Consider the following 20,094-nt stretch of genomic DNA (forward strand, 5'->3'; position numbering starts at 1 on the left):
TAATCTCATGGAACAATTTTTAGATAATATCAAAGACCTTGAAGTCACTACAGTTGCGCGTGCGCAAGAAGCTCTTGATAAAAAAGAAACTGCAACCTTCTTTATTGGTCGTAAAACTTGCCCTTACTGCCGTAAATTTGCTGGTACCTTGGCAGGTGTCGTAGCTGAAACCAAAGCTCACATCTACTTCATCAACAGTGAAGAACCAAGCCAACTCAATAAGTTGCAAGAATTCCGCTCACGCTATGGAATCCCAACTGTACCAGGCTTCGTTCACATTGCAGATGGACAAATCAATGTCCGTTGCGACTCTTCAATGTCAGCACAAGAAATCAAAGAATTTGCTGGATTGTAAAATATATAAAAAAGAAGGCACATTCGCCTTCTTTTTATATATCTGTCAATGGTGTTGCGGTATCCGGTGAGGTATCGTAAACCTTAAAGTCTACTCCTACACCTAAATCAGCTTGTGCTAGCTGATTAACCATGGTCATGTGAGCCAGTTCCTTGATATTGTTTTCCTTAGATAAATGCCCAAGGTAGATCCTCTTAGTGCGGTTTCCCAAGGTACGAATCATAGCTTCAGCACCGTCCTCGTTAGAAAGGTGACCGAGATCCGATAGGATTCGTTGTTTTAATCGCCAAGCGTAAGAACCTGCTCGAAGTATTTCTACATCATGGTTTGACTCAATTAGGTAGCCATCGGCGTTTTCGACTATACCTGCCATTCGGTCACTGACATATCCTGTATCCGTCAGCATGACAAAACTCTTATCATCTTTCATAAAGCGGTAAAACTGTGGAGCAACAGCATCATGGCTAACACCAAAACTTTCAATGTCGATATCTCCAAAGGTTTTGGTTTTACCCATTTCAAAGATATGCTTTTGCGAGGCATCCACCTTGCCAAGATACTTGCTATTTTCCATAGCCTGCCAGGTCTTTTCATTGGCATACAAATCCATACCATACTTGCGAGCCAACACACCGACTCCATGGATATGGTCAGAATGCTCATGCGTAATTAAGATGGCATCCAGATCTTCTGGCTTGCGATTTATTTCAGCAAGTAGGCTGGTGATTTTTTTACCCGACAAACCTGCATCCACTAAAAGCTTCTTTTTTGGGGTTTCCAGATAAAAGGAATTTCCACTGGAACCCGACGCTAAAATACTGTATTTAAAGCCTGTTTCACTCATTCTAGTCTTCTACTTCGTCCTCCCATACTTCTTCCTTCACTGCATCCTTATCGTAAGGGAGCACAATGGTGAAGGTTGATCCCTTACCGTATTCACTCTTGGCCCAAATAAAACCATTATGTTGTTTGATAATTTCTTTGGCAATAGACAGTCCCAAACCTGTTCCACCTTGGGCACGACTTCTAGCACGATCCACACGGTAGAAACGGTCAAAGATACGAGGCAAATCCTGCTTAGGAATACCCAATCCTTGGTCTGAAATCGACAAAATCATCTGATCATCAGTTGTCTTCATGGTCACTGTGATTTTTCCACCATCTGGAGAATATTTAATGGCATTGTTGAGAATATTATCAATCACCTGCGTCATCTTGTCTGTATCAATTTCAATCCAGACAGAGGTAATCGGATAATCTCTAACCAATTCATATTTCTTCTCTTCATCTGATCCCCTCATCTTATCAAAGCGGTTAAGGATAAAGGTAATAAAGGCAGTAAAGTTAATCAGTTCCACATCCAGGTGACTGGTCGCATTATCAATACGTGAAAGATGGAGAAGATCCGTCACCATCCGCATCATACGGTTTGTTTCGTCTAGAGACACCTTGATAAAGTCTGGAGCGACAGGTTCTGACAAGGCACCCTCATCCAAGGCTTCAAGATAGGATTTTACGCTAGTCAGAGGCGTTCGTAGCTCATGACTAACGTTGGAAACAAAGAGTCTCCGTTCCCGTTCTTCCTTCTCCTGCTCCGTCGTATCATGCAAAACTGCAACCAAACCTGAGATAAAGCCAGACTCTCGACGAACCAAGGCAAAACGTACACGAAGGCTCAGATATTCACCATTGGCATCCTGAGAATCAATCATAAGCTCAGGAACTTGGGTAATCAAATCACGAAGTTCATACTCATCTTCAATCTGAAGCAATTCTAGAATACTTTTATTGAGAACCTCTTCCTTCTGAACACCTAGCTGTTTCTTAGCCATGTCATTAATCATAGTAATCTTGCCACGACGATTGGTCGCAAGGACTCCGTCTGTCATGTATGAGAGGATACTATTCAATCGTTTACTCTCTTGTTCCAGATTTTCTTGGGTCAAACGGATTACTTCTGATAAATCATTGAGATTATTGGTAATATTAGTGATTTCAGAGCTTCCCTGCATATCCAATACCTGAGAATAATCTCCTGCAATCAAGTCTTTAACTTTTTGATTAATTTGCTTCAACCGAATATTATCTCGCCGATTTTCTAGCAAAAGCAAGGTAACAATCAAGATAAAACCCAATAAAATTAAAATGAAGATAAAATCACTAGTAAGAATATTTTTTCTAATCAATTCAATCATTATTTCTCATATAATAACCAACACCACGACGTGTTAGGATATACTCTGGACGACTAGGTGTATCTTCAATCTTCTCACGCAAACGTCTGATAGTTACGTCAACAGTCCGAACATCTCCGAAATAATCATACCCCCAGACCGTTTCAAGCAAGTGTTCACGGGTAATCACTTGACCAATATGAGAAGCCAAGTGGTACAAAAGTTCAAATTCACGGTGGGTCAAGTCTAGTTCTTCACCATATTTTTTAGCCACATAGGCATCTGGTACAATCTCCAAGTCCCCAATTTGCAAAGGTTGGGTTTTCTTTTCATCTGACTCTTGATTATCTACAGAAACCAAGTCCGTACGACGAAGAAGAGCTTTAACACGCGCCTGCAACTCACGATTTGAGAAGGGTTTTGTCACATAGTCATCCGCTCCAAGCTCCAAACCAATAACCTTATCAAATTCGCTGTCTTTAGCTGACAGCATGATAATAGGAACACTACTCGTCTTACGAATAGTCTTTGCAACTTCTAAACCATCAATTTCGGGAAGCATCAAATCCAGAATAATAATATCTGGTTGCTCTGCTTCAAATTGTTCTAGTGCTTCACGACCATTAAAAGCAGTTACAACCTCGTAACCTTCCTTGGTCATATTAAACTTGATAATATCCGAGATTGGTTTTTCATCATCTACAATTAATATTTTTTTCATTTGTTCACCTTTTTCTCTACTATTATATCAAAAAAATAAAAAGAAGACACAATAGCTAGTCTTTACTACTGTCTAAGTTGGCTTGTGCATAAGCCTGCCAGATTTTTTGTTGGGGTTTGGCAAGTGGGTAATTCTTAAACTCTTCTGGTGAAAGCCAGCGAACTTCCCTATCTGGAAAGTCATTGTAGTCACTCACCTGACCTGCTACAATTTGAACATGCCACTTACGATGACTAAAGATATGCTTGACAGTCTCAAAATAAATATCAAGCCAATCAACATCTAGGTCATAGTCCTGCTGGAAACTCTCTTCTGGACTGGGACCAAAGTTCACGCTTTCTTCTGCAACCTGATGAAAGAGGTCAAACTGCTCTCCTTGCGAAAAGTTATCAACTTCTATCAAGGGGAAATGCCAAAAACCTGCCAATAGCTTTTCACTTTCATTTTTTTCAAGTAAAAATTGTCCCTGAGTATTTTTGACCACCAAGGCTTTAAGATAAATTGGAACAGGCTTTTTCTTGGGAGCCTTAATTGGATAACGGTCCATTGTGCCATTCTGATATGCCGCACTAAAGTCCTTAACTGGGCTTTCTTCTGGTCTGGGATTTACAGGCGCCTCAATATCAGATCCTAAGTCCATCAAAGCTTGATTAAAGTCACCAGGCCTTTCTGGGTCAATCAAGATTTCCATCATTGCCTGAAAAATTTTACGATTACTTGGAATCCCAATATCGTGATTAACTTCAAATAGACGTGCCAAAACACGCATGACATTACCATCTACAGCTGGCTCAGGCAAGTTAAAAGCAATACTGGAAATGGCTCCTGCAGTGTAAGGTCCAATTCCTTTCAAGCTGGAAATTCCTTCATAGGTGTTTGGAAATTGACCACCAAAATCAGTCATAATCTGCTGGGCTGCAGCCTGTAAATTACGAACTCGAGAATAATAACCCAAACCTTCCCAAGCCTTCAACAAACGCTCTTCAGGCGCATTCGCCAAACTTTCTACTGTTGGAAACCAGTCCAAGAATCGTTCGTAATAAGGGATAACCGTATCCACCCTAGTTTGCTGGAGCATAATTTCAGACACCCAGATATGATAAGGATTTTTACTTCTACGCCACGGTAAATCTCTTTTGTTTTCATCATACCAAGCGAGAAGTTTCTCACGGAAAGAAATGATCTTCTCCTCCGGCCACATGACGATACCGTATTCTTTCAAATCTAACATATCTCTAGTATAACACAGAAGATTCTAACTGTCCTTTTCCTAGTATTAGTACTCTTCGAAAATCTCTTCAAACCACGTCAACGTCGCCTTGCCGTAGGTATGGTTCCTGACTTCGTCAGTCTTATCTGCAACCTCAAAGCAGTGCTTTGAGCAACCTGCGGCTAGTTTCCTAGTTTGCTCTTTGATTTTCATTGAGTATTAAAAAGCCTCTTCCCAAAGGAAAGAGGACTAAATCTTATTGATGAACAGCTTGGGCTGCTGTGATAAGGGTCAACTTGTAAACATCATCTGCATTACATCCACGAGAAAGGTCGTTAACTGGCTTGTTCAAACCTTGCAAAACAGGTCCTACAGCCGCAAAGCCACCAAGGCGTTCTGCCATCTTGTAACCGATATTTCCTGCCTCGATACCTGGGAAGATGAAGACATTTGCTTGACCAGCTACCGTACTTCCAGGAGCTTTCAGAGCTGCAGTTTCAGGAACAAAGGCTGCATCAAATTGCAATTCCCCATCTATTTCAAGGTCAGGACGCAAGTCGTGAGCAATTTTAGTTGCTTCTACAACCTTATCAACACTTTCACCAAAACCTGAACCCTTAGTAGAATAGCTTAGCATAGCAATTTTAGGCTCGATTCCAAACATCTTAGCTGTAATTGCTGAGTTGATTGCAATTTCAGCCAAGGCTTCAGCGTCTGGATTGATATTGATGGCACAGTCCCCAAAGAGGTAACGCTCCGTACCACGAACCATGAGGAAGGCACCTGAAGTACGAGTTACATTTGGACGAGTTTTGATGATTTGAAGAGCTGGACGAACTGTTGAAGCTGTTGAGTGAATCGCTCCTGACACCATTCCATCAACCAAGCCCAAGTAAACCAACATAACACCAAAATAGTTGACATCTTCAACCAAAACCTTGCGTGCATCTTCTTCAGACATTTTGCCCTTGCGACGCTCCACTAAAGCAGCAACCATTTCTTCAAATTTATCGTAGTGTTGAGGGTCGATGACTTCATAACCGTCCTCAATACCTTCGATTTCAAGATAAATTTTAATTTTTTCAGGATTTCCAAGCAAAACAGGAATCACTTCTGTTTCTTTTACCAGGCGTTTAGTCGCTTGAAGAATACGAGGTTCTTCCCCTTCAGGGAGAACGATACGAGCATTTTTACCAACCAAGTTGGCTTTGAGACTTTCAAAAACTTCCATGAGTTTTCTCCTTTAAGATAATAATTATACTCTGAAATAGTTTTTATAGAGTATTAGTTGATAACTGAGTAATAAGGTTGCTAAAATCATCCGGCAAGGGACTTTCTAACTGCAAGTCTTGCTCTAGAAAAGGATGATAAAAAGATAGGTAATGGCAATGCAGGGCCTGACGTTGGATGCCGTCGTCCAGACTACCACCGTACAAATCATCTCCCAATAAAGGAAAACCAATATGAGAAAAATGGACTCGGATTTGGTGGGTTCGACCAGTGTGCAGGCGAATGTCTACCAAATGAATATTCCCATAAGATGCTACAATCTTGTAAGAAGTATGAGCATACTTTCCACCTTTAGCTACGCGTCTGATAATAATAGAGTCTTCATCACGCGCAATCGGAGCAATAATTTCACCCTTTGATTCCAAATATCCATCACCTTTAACCAAGGCAAAGTAGCGTTTCTCGATAGATTTCTTCTGCAACTGCTTGTCTAATCGTGCATGGGCATAGCCGTGCTTAGCAAAGAGCATCAAGCCAGAAGTGTCCCTATCGAGCCTAGTCACAATGTGAACCTGCTGATTTTCATAGTTTTTCTTGACGTAGTAACCCTTGATAAAATTGGCAATGGTATTGGAGTGATTGACACTAGGAATAGAAGCCACTCCATAGGGTTTGTTTAAGACTAGAAAATGGTCATCCTCATAGAGAATGTCTAATGGTCTCTCGATAGCTTCTAGAGTTTCAAAGCCTTCCTCAGCAGGAATATCAATGGTAACGTGGTCTCCAATATCCAATAGATACGTTGCATTTTGTGGTTGATCATTGACCAGAATAGCTCCGCCTCGAAACTTAATCTTAGCTAGTAGCCCCTTAGAAACCTCGTGCTTTTTTAAGAAGGTCTTAACCTTGACATGCTCATCTGCGATAAATTCAAACCTCATTCATCCACCTCGCCGATAAAAGCGTCCTTAACACGATTCCAGAAACTGGTATGGCTCGGTGATGCGACAAAGTGAATCTTATGATGGTCGATTTGATACTCAATACGCTCAATATTACGGAAAGAATAAACGCTATTGTCAACCGAAATGGTATGGTAATCGTTTCTCGTTGGAATGAGTTCAATCTTATCCTTCTTAGGAACAATAATAGATGAACCCAAGGTTCGATAGACACGATTATTAAGACTAGCAATTTCCGTTAATTGCAAAGCTTCAATGGTAGGGTGTAAAACAGCTCCACCAAGTGATTTGTTATAGGCTGTACTACCAGTCGGTGTCGAAACTGTTAGCCCATCTCCACGAAAACGTTCAAAGTGGACACCGTTAATCACAACATCCGCCACCATGGTTCGATCAGACCTGCGGATGCTGGCTTCATTTAATGCTCTGAAAATCTTCACTTCACCATTTTCAAGAAAGACCTTCACATTTAGAACAGGGTAAGAGACTCTTGCTCCGGTATCTAGCTGCAAATTAGTCACTAGCTTATCCAACTCAAAATCACGGTAGTCCGTATAGAAGCCCAAATGTCCAGTGTGAACACCAATGAAGCGGACCTTGTCAAGCTGGTTTTCGTACTTATGAAAGGCCGACAAGAGCATACCATCCCCACCGATGGAAATAACGATATCTGGATTGGTATCATTGAGTATAAACTGATTTCTCTTCAAACGATCTCGCAATTCATACAAAACCCTTTGACTCTGCGGTTTTCTATTAGCTATCAGGTCAATTCTTTTACCTGTATTCTTCATCTGTATCGTCACTGTTTCCTACACCATCATTTAATTTTCTACTCAAAGGATCAAAAAGTGCCTGGGCTTCCTGGATATCATCTCGAATTTTACCCATTTCTTCATCCAACTGATGAGCAATCTTGGCTGTAATTTCCAGTCGCTTCTTTATCTCCTCTGGGAAATCCCCTTGGTACTTGTAGTTGAGAGAATGTTCTATCGTTGCCCAGAAATTCATGGCCAAGGTACGTATTTGAATTTCCGCCAAAATGGTTTTAGCACCATTGATAGTGTCAACCGTATATTCTACTACCACATGATAGGAACGATAGCCTGATGCTTTTCGATGAGTAATGTAATCTCGCTCCTGTATGATCCGCATATCCTGACGCTTGCGCAAAATCTCCACTACTTCCTTGACGTCATCTACAAACTGAACCATCACACGCAAACCAGCAATATCTTGCAAATCGTGCTCTAAGGTCGCATAAGTAATGCCACGCCGAGCCATTTTTTCCCTGATGCTCTCAATTGGCTTGACTCGGCCAGTCACAAACTCAATCGGAGAATGCCTATTTTGCTTACGATATTGCTTCCGAATACCACGTAGTTTAATCTTTAACTCACCAACAGCTTGAATGTAAGGATCTAGAAATTCTTCCCATTCTAAGGTCATATATTCTCCCTTGTTCTCATATTATCCTTCAAAAATATCTTTGATTTTTTCTCCAGATTCATATACAATAAATACAATGCTTATTATACCATAAATCCGCTTTCAACGATAAAGAAAAGGTAAGAAAAATGAAACATTTAGAAATTGAATTGAAAACACTCCTGAAAAAAGATGAATATGATCGTCTAAAAGACCAGTTCACAGGTGTCACTCCTGTTCTTCAAAAAAATTACTACATCGACACGCCTGATTTTGAACTGCGAGAAAAGAAGGTTGCTATGCGCATTCGAACTTTTGAAGACTGGGCAGAATTGACACTCAAAGTCCCGCAAAGTGTTGGAAACATGGAGTACAACCAAAAATTGGAACTAAAAGATGCTGAAAACTACCTGTGCAAGAAAGAACTTCCTCAGGGACTGGTGCTGGATGAATTGGCTAAACATGGTATCCAAAGTAAAAAATGGCAGGTTCTTGGTTGTCTAACAACTCTTCGCTATGAAATGCAAACACCAATTGGCCTCATGGCACTGGATGAAAGTCAGTACTTTGATATTACAGATTACGAATTAGAGCTTGAGGTGGAAAATCACGAGCAAGGAAAGCAAGATTTCCAGCAATTTTTAGAGAAAAATCAGATTGCTTACCAAAAAGCTCCTTCAAAATTGGTTCGATTTGTCAAAAGCATGAAAAATAGCTGAAATAATCTCTATTTTTTGGTAAAATAGAAAAGATAAAAATACACAAAACCTAGTTCATATATGTAAAGCAGATATAACTCGGTTTTATAAAGTTTACAGAGGACGGTCTATAATGTCAGATAGAAAAAATATGAAACTTTTCGCGCTCAACTCTAACCAAGAGATTGCACAAAAAATTGCGGATGCTGTCGGTATTCCACTTGGAAAACTGTCATCACGTCAATTTTCTGATGGAGAAATCCAAGTAAATATCGAAGAAAGTGTCCGTGGTTATGATGTTTACATCATCCAGTCTACAAGTTTCCCTGTTAACAACCACCTAATGGAATTGTTGATCATGGTCGACGCTTGTGTACGTGCAAGTGCCCACAGTATCAACGTTGTCCTTCCATATTTTGGCTATGCACGTCAAGACCGTATCGCTTCACCTCGTGAGCCACTTACAGCGAAACTAGTTGCCAATATGCTAGTTAAGGCTGGTGTCGATCGTATCCTTACGCTTGATTTGCATGCCGTTCAGGTTCAAGGCTTCTTTGACATCCCTGTCGATAACCTTTTCACAGTTCCCCTATTTGCAAAACATTATTGCGATAAGGGCCTACTCGGTTCAGATGTTGTCGTGGTTAGCCCTAAAAATTCAGGTGTAAAGCGTGCTCGTAGCTTAGCTGAATATCTTGATGCTCCTATCGCCATTATCGATTACCCTCAGGACGATGCAACTCGTAACGAAGGTTATATTATTGGTGATGTTGAAGGTAAGAAAGCCATCTTGATTGATGATATTCTTAATACAGGACGCACCTTCTCTGAAGCTGCAAAAATCGTTGAACGTGAAGGAGCTACAGAAATTTATGCTGTTTCTAGTCACGGTCTCTTCGTAGAAGGAGCTGCTGAACTTCTTGACAATACAAATATTAAAGAAATTCTTGTGACTGATTCAGTAGCAACAAAAGAAAAAACTCCTAAAAACGTATGCTACATCACTGCTAGTGAGTTAATTGGTGATGCTATCGTCCGTATCCACGAAAGAAAACCAGTCAGCCCACTCTTTGCCTACAATAAAAAGAAATAAGGTGATTCTTTGATTTATTTGGACAATGCTGCAACGACTCCAATGTCAGCAGTTGCTATTTCAGCTATGACTAAGGTTATGCAAGAAACTCACGGAAATCCTTCTAGTATTCATGGTCATGGTCGTCAAGCTGGCAAACTCTTGAGAGAAGCCCGTCAGGAACTAGCTCAGTTACTGGGGACAAAACCTCAACATATCTTTTTCACTTCTGGTGGGACTGAAGGCAACAATACTGCCATCATTGGCTACTGCCTTCGTCACCAAGAACAAGGAAAACATATCATCACAACTGCCATTGAGCACCATGCCGTCCTTGAAACCATTGATTACTTGGTTCAACACTTTGGGTTTGAAGTAACCATTATCCAACCAGAAAAGCAAGAAATCACAGCCCAGCAAATTCAAAAGGCTTTACGTGACGATACGATTTTGGTTTCTACCATGTTTGCTAATAATGAGACAGGAAACCTATTGCCCATTGCTGAAATTGGCCAAATACTCAAGCAACACCCTGCCGCCTATCATGTTGACGCAGTTCAGGCTATTGGTAAAATCCCAATTCATCCAGAAGAATTAGGCATTGATTTTCTCACTGCTTCGGCACATAAATTCCATGGTCCCAAGGGTGTCGGTTTTCTCTACGCTTCTAGCATGGATTTTGATTCCTATCTACATGGTGGTGACCAAGAACAGAAAAAACGTGCTGGTACTGAAAATCTAGCTGCTATCGTAGGCATGGTTGCAACCCTAAAAGAAGACCTAGAAAAACAAGAAGAACATTTTCAACATGTACAAAATTTAGAAACTGCCTTTCTTGCAGAGCTAGAGGACATTCAATATTACTTGAATAGAGGACAACATCATCTCCCTTATGTTCTCAATATTGGATTTCCTGGTCAGAAAAATGACCTCTTACTCCTTCGTCTAGATTTAGCTGGAATTTCAATCTCTACTGGCTCAGCCTGTACGGCAGGCATTGTCCAATCCAGCCATGTTCTTAAAGCTATGTACGGAGCAAATTCAGAACGCTTGAAGGAATCCGTTCGTATCAGTTTGTCGCCAGAAAATACTGTTGAAGACCTACATACCCTCGCAAAAACCTTAAAAGAAATTATCGGAGGTTAGCCATATGGCATTTGAAAAAACCATTCAGTTAAAAAATTGTCGTTACGACTACACTCTTAGCCCTTCTGTAAAAAAATTCACCCTCAAAGACAACACCTTTTTTGAGACTAAGGTTGGTAACTATGAACTGACTCGCCTTTTGGAAAAAGTGCCAAACAGCGGTGAAGGATTCCAACTGAAAATCATTATTAACAAGGAACTGACAGGGGCTAAAATCAATATCACTGACAAGTTTGGGCTACGTATAGTTGATATTTTCAAATCAGAAGACCACCACATTCATCAGGAAAAATTCTATTTCCTCATGGATAGCTTGGTAGAACGTGGTGTCTTTACAAAATCGGAAAGATAGGTCCCATATGTTTGAACTGACCTATAAGGACAGCTATCATGTAGAGCGCACTCTCAAGTATGAGGATTACGAGGCTCTCATGCTTGCTCTGTCAGGATGTGTGACTCTGCCAGATACACTTTATGTAACTTCTTTGACCTTTAAAGGGCGGGAAGTTTACCAAGGACTGGTCGGAGACCTCTACCGTTTTCTATCACATGCAGATTTTTTAGATCAAAACTAAGATTTTTCTTAGTTTTTTCTTATTTTTGTTGATTTTTTCACAATGTTTCTATAAAATAGAAGAATAGAAAGGTTGTGATTTTGTGAAAGATAAACAGTCTGCTATTCCGAAAGCTACAGCAAAAAGACTCTCTCTCTACTATCGAATTTTTAAGAGATTTCATGCAGAAAAGATTGAACGTGCCAACTCTAAACAAATTGCAGAGGCCATCGGTATTGATTCAGCGACAGTTCGTCGTGATTTTTCCTATTTTGGTGAACTAGGTCGTCGTGGTTTTGGCTATGATGTCAAAAAACTGATGACATTTTTTGCCGATTTGCTTAACGATAACTCCATCACCAATGTCATGCTGGTGGGTATTGGAAATATGGGCCATGCCCTTCTCCACTACCGCTTCCACGAACGTAACAAGATGAAGATTATCATGGCCTTTGACCTAGATGACCATCCTGAAGTCGGTACCCAAACTCCTGATGGAATTCCCATTTACGGGATTTCTCAAATCAAGGAAAAAATCAAGAATGCTGATGTGAAGACTGCTATTCTGACCGTTCCCAGCGTTAAGTCACAAGAGGTTGCTAATCTCTTGGTGGATGCTGGCGTGAAAGGAATTCTCAGTTTTTCACCAGTCCATCTACATTTACCAAAAGACGTGGTCGTTCAGTATGTCGATTTGACAAGCGAACTCCAAACCCTCCTCTATTTCATGCGAAGAGAGGATTAGAAAGCGAATATCATTTTATGAAAAAACCAGTTATTGGGATTACAGGAAACGAAAAAACTCATCCAGATGATGACATCATGATGAGCTACGTAGCAAAAGGCTTTGTTGAAGGCGTTAAAGACGCTGGAGGGATTCCCATCATCCTACCGATTGGTGATCAAGAAATGGCCTGCCACTATATCAGTATGATTGACAAGCTCATCTTGACAGGTGGGCAAAATGTCGATCCAAAATTCTATGGTGAACCCAAAACCATTGATAGCGATGACTACCACCTTCAAAGAGATATCTTTGAACTAGCCCTCATCAAGGAAGCTATTAAACAGAAAAAGCCTATTTTCTCTGTCTGCCGTGGGACTCAACTCTTTAACGTTGCCATGGGTGGAACTTTGTATCAAGATATCGAAGACCACTGGCAAGATTGTTCTGCCGAGTACACAACTCAACGCTTGGTAACAGAGCCAGATACTGTTCTCCGAGAAATCTACGGCGAAATTTCCCATATCAACTCCTTCCACCATCAGAGCATCAAGGATTTGGCCCCCAACTTAAAAGTTGTGGCTCACGATCCCAAAGATGGCATTATTGAAGCTGTTATGAGCACGGATGAAGTTGCCTTTCTCGGTGTCCAATGGCATCCAGAATTTCTTTTTGAAAATCGTCCCAAAGATAAAAACCTCTTTGACTATGTCGTTAATGAACTTTAAATTAAATCTGTTTTTTCACGGTAACTAAAGTAACTAGAATGAGAGACAATCAAATGGTCCAAGAGGACAATTCCCATCAGGTCGCAGGCTTCTTTTACAAGTTTAGTGACATGATCATCATTTCGACTAGGGGCCACTGCTCCTGAGGGATGATTGTGAACCAAGATAAGAGAAGTAGCCATATGCTTGATGGCATAGTGAAGAATCTCTCGCGGTTCAGCAATACTGCGAGTGGCAGAACCAATAAAAATGGTCTGTTGATGGATGATTTGATTTTGAGTATTGAGATAGAGCGCCACTAGGTGCTCTTGTTTTTTATGTCCCAACTCCTGCTGCATCTTCTTGGCTAACTTTTGACTGCTGAGAATACTTTCCATCTCAAGGGTTTCATGCTTGTGAATACGATGCCCCAGTTCAATCATAGCTTGTAATTCTATAGCCTTAACACGCCCGATACCAGACAGACTCTGCAATTCCTGCAGGGTCATTTTTTTCAAATCAGTTAGGCTTGAAAGATTGCTCAAGACTTTCTGGGCAATTTCAAAAACGCTAGCTTGACGTGTTCCTGTCCTGAGTAAAATAGCTAGCAACTCTTGATTACTGAGCGCTTCTACTCCTTCCTTGGCCAGTCTTTCTCTTGGTAATAGTGAATCTTCTTGGAATGAAATACTATACATAAAAATCCTCCTCACTTTATTATTCGTGAGAAGGATGGAAAATTAGATTTTTTTCTCAATTGGAGCTACACTAGCTAAAAGTTTTTTCAGGCCAACTTCTGGGAAATTAATCTTTAATTCCTGCGTAGCACCACTACCTGAAACTTCAAGAACAGTACCCTCGCCCCATTTCTTGTGGAGAGCAATGTCACCAATGGACCAATTTGCCTCGCTAGACGCAGATTTTGCTCCAGCTGTAAATTGACCAAATGGAAGACTGCTTGACTGGATAGATTTTGGGGCAGCACTGCGTTTACGGTCTTGAAGGGCCTGCGCAAGACTCATACCTTGACCGAAAGCAAGACCACCACTGCTATAAGATGCTTTAAAGCTTGTATTTGCTGGTCGGGCCAGACCTTGATACTCAAGCAAATCTGAACTGATTTCGTTAATAAAACGAGTCGGACGGTTGTAATTTGTACGACCAAAAAGCAGGCGCGAATTAGCATTTGTAAGATAGAGAATTTTCTCTGCACGCGTAATTCCTACATAAGCCAGACGGCGTTCTTCTTCTAATTCATCTGGATCTTCAGCTGCACGACTAAGCGGAAAGACATTTTCTTCCATCCCAATCAAAAATACAACTGGAAACTCGAGACCTTTGGCAGCATGCAGGGTCATCAAGGTCACTTCTGATGTCTCCTGACTACCTGAATCTGTGTCGGCAATCAAGGCCAGGTCATTTAAGAAACGACTTAATTTGTCCAGACCAGTTTCCTCTTCTGATCCATCAGAGGTGTCATCAAAGTTTTTCGTTACAGAAAGGAACTCTTCGATATTTTCAACTCGAGCTTTGCTTTCTAGAGTCGCTTGGGCATTCAGAATATCGACGTAGCCTGTTTTTTCTAGAACTGCCTCAACCAACTCAGTAATGCTTAACTGGTCCAGCTGCTCACGCAAATCCAGAATCATATTGGCAAAATCCCAGATAGACTGAGCTGCCTTACCCTTGATACCAGACAGCATGATATTGGCTGAAGCATCCAGCATAGACATCTCTTGCATATTCGCAAAGTCGCGAATTTTCTCAACCGTTCCTGGTCCAATTCCACGTTTCGGCTCGTTGATAATACGCTCAAAACTGATATTATCACTCAAATTGGCAATGAGGTTGAGATAAGCAATAATATCACGAATTTCCTTACGGCTGTAGAACTTGGTTCCTCCAACCATGGTATAAGGAATGTTTGACTTGAGCAGGGCTTCTTCAATGGTACGAGATTGAGCGTTTGTACGATAGAGAACTGCAAAATCCTTGTGAAGGAAGTTTTGACTGCGACCCAGTTCATCGATGGTTTTGGCTACAAAAACAGCCTCATCTAGCTCATCATTGGCACGATAGTAAACGATTTGCTCCCCATCAGCATTTTGAGTCCAGAGATTCTTAGGACGGCGGTTTTTATTGTTTTTAATGACCTCGTTGGCAGCTTGGAGAATAGTTTTGGTTGAACGGTAATTCTCCTCCAACAAAACAACCTTGGCTTGGGGATAGTCTTTCTCGAAGTCCAAGATATTCTGCATATCAGCACCTCGCCAACCGTAGATAGACTGGTCTGCGTCCCCAACCACACAGATATTTTTAAAACGGGAAGCCAAGAGTTTGACTAATTGGTACTGGGCATGGTTGGTATCTTGGTACTCATCAACGTGGATGTATTGGAATTTCTGTTGATAGTAAGTCAAAACATCAGGATTTTGATCAAAGAGACGCAGGGTCAGCATAATCAAATCATCAAAGTCAACCGACTCCGACTGACGCAGTTCTTTCTGATAGGCTGTATAACACTGGGCCACGATTTGCGTGTACATATCTCCAGCTTGGGCAGCATAAGCCACATCATCAATCAGATCATTTTTGGCGTTCGAAATAGTCCCTAAAATCGAGCGTTCATTCCATTTTTTTGGATCCAAGTTCAACTGCTTGAGAATGCGTTTCATGAGAGTTCGCTGTTCGCCAGGATCCACAATTGTAAAATTACGATTGTAGCCAATATGGTCCGCATCGCGACGCAAAATACGCACACACATGGAGTGGAAGGTCGCAATCAGACAGTCCTGAGTGGCTGGATTAAGGTTATAAGCACGCTCTTTCATCTCACGCGCAGCCTTATTAGTAAAGGTAATGGCCAAGATATTCCAAGGATTGACCAACTTTTCATCAATCAGATAGGCAATGCGGTGGGTCAAAACTCGGGTCTTTCCAGAGCCAGCCCCCGCCATAATCAACAAGGGACCTTCTGTCGTTTGCACCGCCTCAGCCTGACGGTCATTCATTCCATTTAATAATGCGTTCATCTTCTCTTCCTTACTCTTGAAGTCAATATTTCTATTATATCAGAATTCAGGGAAAATATCTTTACCTAGACTGGTTACGTGTAGAAGGCAACTTCTTATATTTAGATAAAAAATGAGCTTGGATAGTATTTCCAAACTCATTTTTTACTCAATGAAAATCGAAGTGCAAACTAGGAAGCTAGCCGCAGGCTGTACTTGAGTACGGCAAGGTAAAGCTGACGTGGTTTGAAGAGATTTTCGAAGAGTATAAAGTCAATTACAATATACTAGAACAAGCCTAATACTGTTCCATCGCTTTCAACATCCATGTTGAGAGCTGCTGGACGTTTTGGTAGGCCTGGCATGGTCATGACATCGCCAGTTAATGCAACGATAAAGCCTGCACCTAATTTTGGTACCAATTCACGAATGGTAATTTCAAAGTTTTCTGGTGCTCCAAGCGAATTTGGATTGTCTGAGAAGCTATACTGGGTCTTAGCCATACAGATTGGCAATTTGTCCCAACCATTTTGAACGATTTGAGCGATTTGTGTTTGAGCTTTCTTTTCAAAGTTCACTTTACTACCACGGTAGATTTCAGTAACAATCTTTTCAATCTTTTCTTGAACAGAAAGGTCATTGTCATACAAACGTTTATAGTTAGCTGGGGTTTCAGCGATGGTTTTGACAACTGTTTCGGCAAGTGCTACTCCACCTTCTGCACCATCAGCCCAGACACTAGCCAATTCAACTGGTACATCGATTGACTCACAAAGTTCTTTCAAGGCTGCAATTTCAGCCTCTGTATCAGATACAAATTCGTTAATAGCTACGACTGCTGGAATACCGAACTTACGGATATTTACAACGTGGCGTTTCAAGTTAGCAAAACCGGCACGCACCGCCTCCACATTTTCCTCTGTCAAAGCGTCTTTAGCCACGCCACCATTCATCTTAAGGGCACGAAGGGTTGCTACAATAACTACTGCATCTGGAGATGTTGGCAAATTTGGTGTCTTAATATCAAGGAATTTCTCGGCACCAAGGTCTGCACCAAAACCAGCTTCAGTAACTGTGTAATCAGCCAAGTGAAGGGCTGTTGTCGTTGCCAAGACAGAGTTACATCCGTGAGCAATATTGGCAAATGGACCACCGTGTACAAAGGCAGGTGTTCCGTAAATTGTCTGAACCAGGTTCGGCTTAATCGCATCCTTCAAGATCAAAGCTAAAGCACCTTCAATCTGCAAATCACCTACAGAAACAGGTGTACGATCATAGCGATAACCAATAACGATATTCGCCAAACGGCGTTTCAAGTCCTCGATGTCTGTTGCCAAGCAAAGAATTGCCATGATCTCTGAAGCAACTGTAATGTCAAAGCCATCCTCACGTGGAATACCATTTAGAGGGCCACCAAGCCCAACTGTTACATGGCGAAGAGCACGGTCGTTCAAGTCCACAACACGTTTCCAGAGGATACGACGTTGATCAATTCCCAACTCATTTCCTTGGTGTAAGTGGTTGTCAATCAAGGCAGAAAGCGCATTGTTGGCAGTCGTAATGGCATGCATGTCCCCAGTAAAGTGAAGGTTGATGTCTTCCATTGGCAGAACTTGGGCATAACCACCACCTGCCGCACCACCCTTAATCCCCATTACTGGACCAAGAGATGGTTCACGAATAGCAATCATGGTTTTCTTGCCAATCTTGTTCAAGGCATCCGCCAGACCAATGGTAATAGTTGATTTTCCTTCACCTGCAGGTGTTGGGTTGATGGCAGTAACCAAAATCAATTTTCCAACTGGATTGCTCTCAACTGCACGAATTTTATCAAAGCTGAGCTTAGCCTTGTACTTTCCATACAACTCCAAATCATCGTAAGAAATACCAAGTTTCTCTACAACATCAACGATTGGTTTTAACTCAATACTCTGTGCGATTTCAATATCTGTTTTCATTCAAAACTCCTCTAACCTCTTATATGATAATTCATTATAACACAAAACAAGATTTTTAACATCCTTAAACTCTCCAAACGTTCGTAAATATCCCTTATTTTTAAGGTTTTTAGAGTCCTTTCTTAAATTTTATATGGCTTTATAGTTTGAAACTATATTCTTTCCTTTTACCAAAAATTTATCACTTTCATTTTACTTACCGTTTATTTTTGTGTACAATAGTGCTATGAAAATTTTAGTTACATCGGGCGGTACCAGTGAAGCTATCGATAGCGTCCGCTCTATCACTAACCATTCTACAGGTCGCCTGGGCAAAATCATCACAGAAACTTTGCTTGCTGCAGGGCATGAAGTTTGTTTAATTACTACAAAACGAGCTTTGAAGCCAGAAGCCCATCCCAACCTAAATATTCGAGAAATTAACAATACCAAGGACCTTCTACTAGAAATGCAAGAACGTGTTCAGGATTATCAGGTCTTGATTCACTCAATGGCCGTATCTGACTACACTCCTGTCTATATGACAGGGCTGGAGGAAGTTCAAGCTAGCTCCAATCTAGAAGAATTTTTAAGCAAGCAGAATCATCAAGCTAAGATTTCTTCAACTGACGAGGTTCAGGTTTTGTTCCTAAAAAAAACATCCAAAATCATCTCTCTAGTCAAGGAGTGGAATCCTGCTATTCATCTGATTGGTTTCAAACTGCTGGTTGATGTCTCTGAGGATTATCTCATCGAGATTGCCAGAAAAAGTCTTATCAAGAACCAAGCAGACTTAATTATTGCAAATGACCTGACTCAAATCTCAGCAAACCAGCATCGTGCAATCTTTGTTGAAAAAGATCAGCTTCAAACAGTCCAGACTAAAGAAGAAATTGCAGAACTCCTCCTTGAAAAGATTCAAGCCTATCATTCATAGAAAGGAAAGCTATGGCACATATTCTCTTGGCTGTAACGGGGTCAATTGCCTCTTATAAGTCGGCAGATTTAGTCAGTTCTCTAAAAAAACAAGGCCATCAAGTCACTGTCTTAATGACCCAGGCTGCTACAGAGTTTATCCAACCTTTAACTCTACAGGTATTATCACAGAATCCTGTCCACCTGGATGTCATGAAGGAACCCTATCCTGAACAGGTTAATCATATCGAACTTGGAAAAAAGGCGGATGTATTCATCGTGGCCCCTGCAACAGCTAACACTATTGCAAAACTAGCTCACGGCTTTGCGGACAACATGGTGACCAGTACAGCTCTAGCCTTGCCAAGTCATATTCCCAAACTCATCGCACCAGCTATGAATACAAAAATGTATGACCATCCAGCAACTCAGGCTAATCTGAAAACATTAGAAACCTACGGCTATCAGCTGATTACTCCTAAGGAATCCCTACTAGCTTGCGGAGACCACGGAAGAGGAGCTTTAGCCGACCTCACAATTATTTTAGAAAGAATAAAGGAAACTCTCGATGAAAAAACGCTCTAATATTGCACCTATTGCTATCTTTTTTGCAACCATGCTCGTGATACACTTTCTAAGCTCACTTATCTTTAACCTTTTTCCATTCCCAATCAAACCGACTATCGTTCATATTCCTGTCATTATTGCCAGTATTATTTACGGTCCACGCGTTGGGGTTACACTTGGATTTTTGATGGGGCTACTTAGCTTGACAGTTAATACGATTACGATTCTACCGACAAGCTACCTCTTCTCACCATTCGTCCCAAACGGTAACATTTACTCAGCTATCATTGCCATCGTCCCACGTATTTTGATTGGTTTGACTCCGTATCTAGTTTATAAACTGATGAAAAATAAAACTGGTCTTATTTTAGCTGGTGCCCTTGGTTCACTTACCAATACAGTCTTTGTACTTGGTGGAATTTTCTACCTTTTTGGAAATGTCTTTGATGGTAATATCCAAAAACTCCTAGCAACTGTTATCTCAACAAATTCGATTGCTGAATTAGTTATTTCCGCAGTTCTAACCCTAGCCATTGTTCCAAGACTACAGACTTTGAAAAAATAAAAACAATCTCCACTTTCATACTTGAAGGTGGAGATTTCGCTCTGTATAGTTTTGATTTTTAGTAAAATATCTACAAGTCTTTAACTGAAAAATGACCTATAAACCTAAGTAAATCCTT

22 protein-coding genes are annotated in these 20,094 nt (G+C 41.0%); 11 read left to right on the forward strand and 11 right to left on the reverse strand.

What is annotated here, in order from left to right:
* The first annotated feature begins 7 nt into the window (after positions 1-7).
* The gene (locus tag OCF95_RS00970) at positions 8-355 is read left to right on the forward strand and encodes a DUF6568 family protein (RefSeq protein WP_247947166.1); all 348 of its coding nucleotides are present in this window, start codon (positions 8-10) and stop codon (positions 353-355) included.
* 34 nt (positions 356-389) lie between these two features.
* Here the strand turns inward: OCF95_RS00970 and OCF95_RS00975 are convergent, their stop codons facing one another.
* The 8 genes from OCF95_RS00975 to yjbM all read right to left on the reverse strand — a co-directional run bounded on the left by OCF95_RS00975 (position 390) and on the right by yjbM (position 8,101).
* Positions 390-1,199: an MBL fold metallo-hydrolase gene (locus OCF95_RS00975; protein WP_261100757.1), complete on the reverse strand. Its 810-nt coding sequence runs from the start codon at positions 1,197-1,199 to the stop codon at positions 390-392.
* A gap of 1 nt (position 1,200) precedes the next feature.
* Positions 1,201-2,550 carry a cell wall metabolism sensor histidine kinase VicK gene (gene vicK / locus OCF95_RS00980; protein ID WP_261104645.1) on the reverse strand — a complete coding sequence of 450 codons (1,350 nt, stop codon included), beginning with the start codon at positions 2,548-2,550 and terminating at the stop codon, positions 1,201-1,203.
* On the reverse strand, positions 2,543-3,250 hold the full coding sequence (gene yycF, locus OCF95_RS00985; protein ID WP_000722072.1) for a response regulator YycF: 708 nt from the start codon (positions 3,248-3,250) through the stop codon (positions 2,543-2,545). The genes vicK and yycF overlap by 8 nt, the downstream gene beginning before the upstream one ends.
* A 55-nt stretch (positions 3,251-3,305) precedes the next feature.
* Positions 3,306-4,481 (reverse strand): A/G-specific adenine glycosylase, encoded by a 1,176-nt coding sequence (gene mutY / locus OCF95_RS00990; protein WP_023947456.1) that lies wholly within the window; start codon positions 4,479-4,481, stop codon positions 3,306-3,308.
* A gap of 235 nt (positions 4,482-4,716) precedes the next feature.
* Positions 4,717-5,691 carry a phosphate acetyltransferase gene (gene pta, locus OCF95_RS00995; RefSeq protein WP_000451571.1) on the reverse strand — a complete coding sequence of 325 codons (975 nt, stop codon included), beginning with the start codon at positions 5,689-5,691 and terminating at the stop codon, positions 4,717-4,719.
* Positions 5,692-5,734: 43 nt separating this feature from the next.
* Positions 5,735-6,631 (reverse strand): RluA family pseudouridine synthase, encoded by an 897-nt coding sequence (locus OCF95_RS01000; protein WP_261104646.1) that lies wholly within the window; start codon positions 6,629-6,631, stop codon positions 5,735-5,737.
* Entirely contained in the window at positions 6,628-7,446 is an 819-nt protein-coding gene (locus OCF95_RS01005) for an NAD kinase (RefSeq protein WP_000799056.1), read from the reverse strand. The genes OCF95_RS01000 and OCF95_RS01005 overlap by 4 nt, the downstream gene beginning before the upstream one ends.
* Positions 7,430-8,101 carry a GTP diphosphokinase gene (gene yjbM / locus OCF95_RS01010; RefSeq protein WP_000171692.1) on the reverse strand — a complete coding sequence of 224 codons (672 nt, stop codon included), beginning with the start codon at positions 8,099-8,101 and terminating at the stop codon, positions 7,430-7,432. The genes OCF95_RS01005 and yjbM overlap by 17 nt, the downstream gene beginning before the upstream one ends.
* A 128-nt stretch (positions 8,102-8,229) precedes the next feature.
* Between yjbM and OCF95_RS01015 the strand changes: the two genes are divergently transcribed.
* The 7 genes from OCF95_RS01015 (at position 8,230) to OCF95_RS01045 (ending at position 13,002) form a co-directional block, all read left to right on the forward strand.
* Positions 8,230-8,799 (forward strand): CYTH domain-containing protein, encoded by a 570-nt coding sequence (locus OCF95_RS01015; protein ID WP_218493461.1) that lies wholly within the window; start codon positions 8,230-8,232, stop codon positions 8,797-8,799.
* Positions 8,800-8,911: 112 nt separating this feature from the next.
* Positions 8,912-9,871, forward strand: a complete 960-nt coding sequence (locus tag OCF95_RS01020) for a ribose-phosphate diphosphokinase (protein WP_173876226.1) — start codon at positions 8,912-8,914, stop codon at positions 9,869-9,871.
* 9 nt (positions 9,872-9,880) lie between these two features.
* A complete protein-coding gene (locus tag OCF95_RS01025; RefSeq protein WP_261080885.1) occupies positions 9,881-10,996 on the forward strand; it encodes a cysteine desulfurase family protein in 1,116 nt (371 codons plus the stop codon).
* Positions 10,997-11,000: 4 nt separating this feature from the next.
* Positions 11,001-11,348: a DUF1831 domain-containing protein gene (locus tag OCF95_RS01030; protein WP_084926532.1), complete on the forward strand. Its 348-nt coding sequence runs from the start codon at positions 11,001-11,003 to the stop codon at positions 11,346-11,348.
* Between the two features lie 7 nt (positions 11,349-11,355).
* Entirely contained in the window at positions 11,356-11,571 is a 216-nt protein-coding gene (locus OCF95_RS01035) for a DUF4649 family protein (RefSeq protein WP_153210301.1), read from the forward strand.
* An 82-nt stretch (positions 11,572-11,653) separates the two neighbouring features.
* The gene (locus OCF95_RS01040; protein WP_120718733.1) at positions 11,654-12,295 is read left to right on the forward strand and encodes a redox-sensing transcriptional repressor Rex; all 642 of its coding nucleotides are present in this window, start codon (positions 11,654-11,656) and stop codon (positions 12,293-12,295) included.
* A 17-nt stretch (positions 12,296-12,312) separates the two neighbouring features.
* The gene (locus OCF95_RS01045; RefSeq protein WP_261104647.1) at positions 12,313-13,002 is read left to right on the forward strand and encodes a gamma-glutamyl-gamma-aminobutyrate hydrolase family protein; all 690 of its coding nucleotides are present in this window, start codon (positions 12,313-12,315) and stop codon (positions 13,000-13,002) included.
* On the opposite strand, the gene radC is transcribed toward OCF95_RS01045, so the two are convergent.
* From radC to OCF95_RS01060, 3 genes are all read right to left on the reverse strand, one after another.
* Positions 12,999-13,679, reverse strand: coding sequence for a RadC family protein (radC, locus tag OCF95_RS01050; RefSeq protein WP_070482651.1), 681 nt, complete (start codon positions 13,677-13,679; stop codon positions 12,999-13,001). The two genes, OCF95_RS01045 and radC, sit on opposite strands and share 4 nt — an antisense overlap.
* A gap of 42 nt (positions 13,680-13,721) precedes the next feature.
* A complete protein-coding gene (gene pcrA, locus OCF95_RS01055) occupies positions 13,722-16,013 on the reverse strand; it encodes a DNA helicase PcrA (protein WP_261104648.1) in 2,292 nt (763 codons plus the stop codon).
* 266 nt (positions 16,014-16,279) lie between these two features.
* Positions 16,280-17,950: a formate--tetrahydrofolate ligase gene (locus OCF95_RS01060; RefSeq protein ID WP_042751243.1), complete on the reverse strand. Its 1,671-nt coding sequence runs from the start codon at positions 17,948-17,950 to the stop codon at positions 16,280-16,282.
* 226 nt (positions 17,951-18,176) lie between these two features.
* Here OCF95_RS01060 and coaB point away from each other — a divergent pair, with 226 nt between their 5' ends.
* Genes coaB through OCF95_RS01075 form a run of 3 tightly spaced genes read left to right on the forward strand, consistent with a single transcriptional unit; the run spans position 18,177 to position 19,976 of the window.
* Positions 18,177-18,866, forward strand: a complete 690-nt coding sequence (coaB, locus tag OCF95_RS01065; protein ID WP_261104649.1) for a phosphopantothenate--cysteine ligase — start codon at positions 18,177-18,179, stop codon at positions 18,864-18,866.
* 11 nt (positions 18,867-18,877) lie between these two features.
* Positions 18,878-19,429, forward strand: coding sequence for a phosphopantothenoylcysteine decarboxylase (gene coaC, locus OCF95_RS01070; RefSeq protein ID WP_261035187.1), 552 nt, complete (start codon positions 18,878-18,880; stop codon positions 19,427-19,429).
* On the forward strand, positions 19,413-19,976 hold the full coding sequence (locus OCF95_RS01075) for an ECF transporter S component (protein WP_000747412.1): 564 nt from the start codon (positions 19,413-19,415) through the stop codon (positions 19,974-19,976). The genes coaC and OCF95_RS01075 overlap by 17 nt, the downstream gene beginning before the upstream one ends.
* The last annotated feature ends 118 nt before the right edge of the window (positions 19,977-20,094 follow it).

This window comes from Streptococcus mitis (genome assembly GCF_946188615.1).
GTDB lineage: Bacteria > Bacillota > Bacilli > Lactobacillales > Streptococcaceae > Streptococcus > Streptococcus mitis_BZ.

Coding starts and splice junctions, on each gene's coding strand:
- OCF95_RS01075 (WP_000747412.1), top strand. CDS start 19,413: ATGAAAAAACGCTCTAATATTGCACCTATTGCTATCTTTTTTGCAACC.
- mutY (WP_023947456.1), bottom strand. CDS start 4,481: ATGTTAGATTTGAAAGAATACGGTATCGTCATGTGGCCGGAGGAGAAG.
- OCF95_RS01060 (WP_042751243.1), bottom strand. CDS start 17,950: ATGAAAACAGATATTGAAATCGCACAGAGTATTGAGTTAAAACCAATC.
- OCF95_RS00975 (WP_261100757.1), bottom strand. CDS start 1,199: ATGAGTGAAACAGGCTTTAAATACAGTATTTTAGCGTCGGGTTCCAGT.
- OCF95_RS01045 (WP_261104647.1), top strand. CDS start 12,313: ATGAAAAAACCAGTTATTGGGATTACAGGAAACGAAAAAACTCATCCA.
- pta (WP_000451571.1), bottom strand. CDS start 5,691: ATGGAAGTTTTTGAAAGTCTCAAAGCCAACTTGGTTGGTAAAAATGCT.
- radC (WP_070482651.1), bottom strand. CDS start 13,679: ATGTATAGTATTTCATTCCAAGAAGATTCACTATTACCAAGAGAAAGA.
- coaC (WP_261035187.1), top strand. CDS start 18,878: ATGGCACATATTCTCTTGGCTGTAACGGGGTCAATTGCCTCTTATAAG.
- yycF (WP_000722072.1), bottom strand. CDS start 3,250: ATGAAAAAAATATTAATTGTAGATGATGAAAAACCAATCTCGGATATT.
- OCF95_RS00970 (WP_247947166.1), top strand. CDS start 8: ATGGAACAATTTTTAGATAATATCAAAGACCTTGAAGTCACTACAGTT.
- yjbM (WP_000171692.1), bottom strand. CDS start 8,101: ATGACCTTAGAATGGGAAGAATTTCTAGATCCTTACATTCAAGCTGTT.
- OCF95_RS01000 (WP_261104646.1), bottom strand. CDS start 6,631: ATGAGGTTTGAATTTATCGCAGATGAGCATGTCAAGGTTAAGACCTTC.
- OCF95_RS01030 (WP_084926532.1), top strand. CDS start 11,001: ATGGCATTTGAAAAAACCATTCAGTTAAAAAATTGTCGTTACGACTAC.
- OCF95_RS01020 (WP_173876226.1), top strand. CDS start 8,912: ATGTCAGATAGAAAAAATATGAAACTTTTCGCGCTCAACTCTAACCAA.
- pcrA (WP_261104648.1), bottom strand. CDS start 16,013: ATGAACGCATTATTAAATGGAATGAATGACCGTCAGGCTGAGGCGGTG.
- OCF95_RS01005 (WP_000799056.1), bottom strand. CDS start 7,446: ATGAAGAATACAGGTAAAAGAATTGACCTGATAGCTAATAGAAAACCG.
- coaB (WP_261104649.1), top strand. CDS start 18,177: ATGAAAATTTTAGTTACATCGGGCGGTACCAGTGAAGCTATCGATAGC.
- vicK (WP_261104645.1), bottom strand. CDS start 2,550: ATGATTGAATTGATTAGAAAAAATATTCTTACTAGTGATTTTATCTTC.
- OCF95_RS01035 (WP_153210301.1), top strand. CDS start 11,356: ATGTTTGAACTGACCTATAAGGACAGCTATCATGTAGAGCGCACTCTC.
- OCF95_RS01015 (WP_218493461.1), top strand. CDS start 8,230: ATGAAACATTTAGAAATTGAATTGAAAACACTCCTGAAAAAAGATGAA.